The following is a 4,709-nucleotide window of genomic DNA, read 5'->3' as shown; positions in this document are numbered from 1 at the left end:
GCAGTTTCAATCGTGCAAGCAAACAATCAAAAATTCACTGGCTTCATCGGTCAGCTTCGCGGGTCAGGAGCGCTCTATAGTCCAGGCGGCTAGCGCCGCGAGCAAAGGCACGCAACACTGTGGCGGCACGGGCTGCTTCAGTGGCCGAGATGATTGCGACGAGCAAAACCAATGGTTATGCTGGGCGCAGTTTCCAACCCAAGGGCAATGCCGGTGTCACAGTCAGTCGCGGCTAACCAATCGGTCAACGGGACAGCCTGCAAGCTGCGCTTGCAGGTGCCCTCCGCGCTTCGCGCTCCGGCTGCCCCTTACCTCAAACGTTAGACGGCTTTAGTTTTCGCCCTATGCAAACTCATAAACTATTTGCTCGTATCTGGCGGATAAACTCCGTCATCATCTTGCTTGTCGGCCTGATTGCGGGCTCGGTCTTGTCGATACTTGGCTACATGTTGCTTAAAGACGCAATGCGTACCCGCCAGGTCGACAATGTTGCAAATGTTGCGCTCGGTGAAGTTCAAGCAAGTACGGCGGAGCTAGGGTCCTTTGAGGAGATTCCTGGGAGTTCGGCGCTACGCGCGCCACTCACAGTGAATCAAACCTATGCCCTCGGCTCGGGCTCAAAGGAAGCGGGCTCTACCCGAAACTACCTTTACTTTGAGCCTGCAACGCGTTCTGCGTCATGGCTTCGCCCTTCGATGGATAGTGTGATCCTCAGCTCAATCGCCCTTCCTTCTACGGACTATGGCGAGAAGAAAAAGGATGCCATTGTTTTCGTTCATGTCACGATCGACAAAGACACCAACAGCGATGACAGGCTAACAGCGTCCGACACAAAGCGGATTGCCGTGTCTTCGCCAAATGGGAAGAACTATCGCGTTCTTGTCGACAACGCGGATCGGTTGAATGAAGCAACGCTATTAGCCTCCGGTCGGCTGCTCATTCTTTACTCCACAGGCACAAAGTTGTCTGCCATCGAACTAGACCCCAAAGATTTGTCATCGCCTCTCACTGAGTATGAAGTTCCTACCGCACTCAAATAGCAAGCAGCCGTCTAACCCTGTAGTCGAGAGGGACAGCCAACAAGCTGCGCTTGTTGGTTCCCTTCGTGCTCCGCACTCCGGCTGCCCCTCACTTCCACGTTAGACGTCATTCCCCAAATGCCTTGGTACGCAATACGAACTGTCTATAAATTTGGCGAAAAACCAAATGGCAATAACGTGTTTGAAGAGCGCGTTGTTTGCTTCAATGCAGAGTCATGGACGGACGCTCACAAGAAGGCCGCCCTAGAATCTAAGGCGTATGAGGAACAAGGGGGCTTCACATCTCATCCTGAACAAGTAGGCTATGAACAAGACGGAGAAAATCTAATCGATGGATACGAGTTGTGGTCGGAGCTATTTGAATCAGAAGCAACGCTGGAGGATTTCTACTCCAATAGATATGCCAAGTTCAAATACACACCTGAACCACCAGTCTCCTAGCTTCACCTTCAAAACCATGCCGAGAGCGAAACAGCCGTCTAACCCTACAGTCAAGCGGACCGCCTGCAAGCTGCGCTTGCAGGTTCCCTTCGCGCTGTCGCGCTCCGGCGTCCGCTTACTTCCACGTTAGCCGCTCGTTTCGTTGCGGGCACCTCGCTACGGCATGCCCGGAGAGGCAATACTGGTGCGGCTCTTCAGGCACCATTTTTCAAGGCCCTCCTCCGCACTTTCTTTGGTGCAATCGCACGCGGGGTTTGAGGGCTCGGACGTTCGGGATGAGGGTGAGTCACGGACGATCTGGCACGACAAGGATGGCTTGTCCGCGCACGAGAAACAGTTGGTCGTTCATCGCTCGGGCGCAGTTTCAATCGTGCAAGCGAACAATCAAAATTCACTGGCTTCATCGGTCAGCTTCGCGGGTCAGGAGAGTGCGGTAGGGTCAGGCGGCTCACGCCGCGAGCAAAGGCACGCAACACTGTGGCGGCACGGGCTGCTTCAGTGGCCGAGATGATTGCGACGAGCAAAGCCAATCGTTATGCTGGGCGCAGTTTCCAACCCAAGGGCAATGCCGGTGTCACAGTCAGTCGCGGCTAACAATTCGGTCAAAGGGACAGCCACAAGCTGCGCTTGTGGTTCCCTACGCTGCTGCGCAGCTCCGGCTGCCCCTTACCTCAAACGTTAGGCGTCTGACCCATGTCTTTGGCAACCCAGTGGGCTAGAGTTCGTTTCAATCACAATCTGATTTGCATTAGCACCGCATCTGGCCTCAGAAGAAGTGCCTATGATCCGCAAGGCTTGGATTTCTTTCTTCCGGCATCCTGCAGTGATGAAGAGTTGGGTCAGGCGTTGCTTTCGTCTCTGGAAAAAAGTCGAGTCATAAGACCGGAGGAATTGGGATCATTCTTTGATCTAAAGGTCAGCGAGGAGTTTTACGAAGCATGGGTAGGCAAGCTTCTTTCTGCTCTCGGCATGACCCGACAGAAGGCGTTTAAAGGCATGAAGCTTTGCCATGCCTCTGTTCGTGAAGGAATCCTTAGCTTAAGTCCGACAAGAAAGGAAAGAGGAGAGGCTTGGAGTGGTAGAGACATCGAGGATGAAGACACAATATCTCTCGCAAAGTCGTCCACACCCACAGTGGTCGGTAGCTGTATCAGGCAAGCTTTGGAGCGATGCAAATGACGCCTAACCCTGCAGTCAAGCGGACCGCTGCAAGCTGCGCTTGCAGTGCCCTCCGCGCTGCGCGCTCCGGCGTCCGCTTACTTCCACGTTAGGCAGCACATGAACCACCTTGAACAGCTGACCTACGAGTGGTACGAATACCAAGGCTACTTTGTCCGCCGCAACACCCATGTTGGGCTGCGGTCGGGAGGGGGCTATGAATGTGAACTCGACATCGTCGCTTTTCACCCAACGACTGGTCATGTGATTCACATTGAGCCCTCTATGGATGCGAACTCTTGGGCCGAGCGCGAGAGGCGATACGTCAAAAAGTTCAACGCCGGACGCAAGTACATTCCATCCATGATCCCTGGGTTTAAGGCCGGCACACCCATTGAGCAAATTGCAATGTTTGGCTTGCTGAAGAATAGGCCACGCGAAGAACTTGCTGGCGGTAAAGTCTGGGCTGTCTCTGATCTGCTGGGCCTTATCGTCGCGGAGCTAAAGTATCGCAAAATCGCTAAGGAGGCTGTACCAGAGCAGTTTCCGCTCTTACGAACCATCCAGTTCATGTGCGAACACGCATCAACGCTCTTCCCTAGTGCGGCACAACTTTAAATAAAGTTAAAGTGCAATACACCGATGCAAAAATCGCCTAACCCTACAGTCAAGCGGACCGCCACAAGCTGCGCTTGTGGTTCCCTCCGCGCTTCGCGCTCCGGCGTCCGCTTACTTCCACGTTAGGCAACTTCTATGAAGCATCCTGCCCCCGCAAAAATACTTATGGCCGACACCATTAGAGATGGCGGCTCGTACTTCATGCTATTAGCCGCCACTAACGGTGATCAGTTTCAGCTCAACCTGCCAGTTCATCGAGATCAAAATTTCAATCGCCTGGGTTGGCATGAGCCGCGAGTTATCTATTCAGGGCAGTCCTCCACGCTGTCATGGCTTGAGGCGGCAGAGCTTGCTTCGCAACTATCAGCATTGACACATGCGCCAATTTTGGAGGGTGGTGTAGATCGAGCAAAGGAGTGCATTGCAATCATGCTGAATCGTGGGCAAGACTCAGCATGATGAGCAACGCTGTTCATGGTAGTTGCACAGAATGTCGTTGGGTTTCAACCCCTTGGTATTGACGTTGGAGTGAATTCCACGAATGCAAAATCGCCTAACCCTGCAGTCAAGCGGACCGCCACAAGCTGCGCTTGTGGTTCCCTCCGCGCTTCGCGCTTCGGCGTCCGCTTACTTCCACGTTAGCCCTTATGAGTTCCGATGATCAACCGGTGTGCGGGAGGGATTCAAGGTTGGCTTGGTTAGTGGGCCAGCTTCAAGATTTTCTAGCCGCCCCAAACGCAAATTTGGTAGGCACCACATCCATCGTGTCGTGGTATTTGAGCTACGGGCTCTTTTCCATGGCATTGAGCCGCCCCGAGCTTGAAGCAGCTCTTCGTCCGTACCCGTCGCTTCAAGAGATAGCGATGAGCCTCACTGACGATGAAGTGTCAGAAGGAAAACCACCGCCTGAATTTGACAAGGGAGATCAAGTGGAGGTGGTTGTGAACGCAAAGAACATCACCCCACATATTGGCTCTGTCATCGACTTTGCTTGGCATCACAAGGAAAGGAAGTGGTTCTTCACCATTGAAGAAAATGGGAAGAAGGTTGGTAAGAGGTATGCCAAAGAAGACCTTCGCCCGTTCGTGGGCTAACAATTCCGTCGAGAGGGACGGTTTGCAAGCTGCGCTTGCAAATACCCTCCGCCGCTTCGCGGCTCCGGCCGCCCCTCACGTCAAACGTTAGCCGCTCGTTTCGTTGCGGGCCTCTCGCTACGGTCTGCCCGGAGAGGCAATACTGGTGCGGCTCTTCAGGCAGCATTTTTCAAGGCCCTCTTCCGCACTTTCTTTGGCGCAATCGCACGCGGGGTTTGAGGGCTCGGACGTTCGGGATGAGCTTGAGTCACGAACGATCTGGCGCGACAAGAATGGCTTGTCCGCGCACGAGAAACAGTTGGTCGTTCATCGCTCGGGCGCAGTTTCAATCGTGCAAGCGAACAATCAAAAATTCACT

The 4,709-nt window shown here is 53.8% G+C and carries 7 protein-coding genes; all 7 read left to right on the top strand.

The annotated features are described in order from the left end of the window. Nucleotides 1–344 precede the first annotated feature (344 nt). Complete coding sequence (locus ABEA02_RS04215; RefSeq protein ID WP_345531601.1) at nucleotides 345–1,040, top strand: hypothetical protein; 696 nt, start codon at nucleotides 345–347, stop codon at nucleotides 1,038–1,040. 117 nt (nucleotides 1,041–1,157) lie between these two features. After that, nucleotides 1,158–1,481: a DUF4288 domain-containing protein gene (locus ABEA02_RS20145; protein WP_425584661.1), complete on the top strand. Its 324-nt coding sequence runs from the start codon at nucleotides 1,158–1,160 to the stop codon at nucleotides 1,479–1,481. Between the two features lie 693 nt (nucleotides 1,482–2,174). After that, entirely contained in the window at nucleotides 2,175–2,660 is a 486-nt protein-coding gene (locus tag ABEA02_RS04210; protein ID WP_345531600.1) for a contact-dependent growth inhibition system immunity protein, read from the top strand. A gap of 99 nt (nucleotides 2,661–2,759) precedes the next feature. Then, entirely contained in the window at nucleotides 2,760–3,257 is a 498-nt protein-coding gene (locus tag ABEA02_RS04205; protein ID WP_345531598.1) for a hypothetical protein, read from the top strand. A gap of 165 nt (nucleotides 3,258–3,422) precedes the next feature. Beyond that, nucleotides 3,423–3,716, top strand: a complete 294-nt coding sequence (locus ABEA02_RS04200) for a hypothetical protein (protein WP_345531596.1) — start codon at nucleotides 3,423–3,425, stop codon at nucleotides 3,714–3,716. Nucleotides 3,717–3,904: 188 nt separating this feature from the next. Next, complete coding sequence (locus tag ABEA02_RS04195; protein WP_345531595.1) at nucleotides 3,905–4,351, top strand: hypothetical protein; 447 nt, start codon at nucleotides 3,905–3,907, stop codon at nucleotides 4,349–4,351. Nucleotides 4,352–4,496: 145 nt separating this feature from the next. Beyond that, nucleotides 4,497–4,709: hypothetical protein (locus ABEA02_RS04190; protein ID WP_345531593.1), on the top strand; the 213-nt coding region annotated here is incomplete at its 3' end.

This window comes from Viridibacterium curvum (assembly GCF_039544165.1).
Taxonomy (GTDB): Bacteria; Pseudomonadota; Gammaproteobacteria; order Burkholderiales; family Rhodocyclaceae; genus Viridibacterium; species Viridibacterium curvum.
This window is presented reverse-complemented; position numbering and strand designations above follow the sequence as displayed.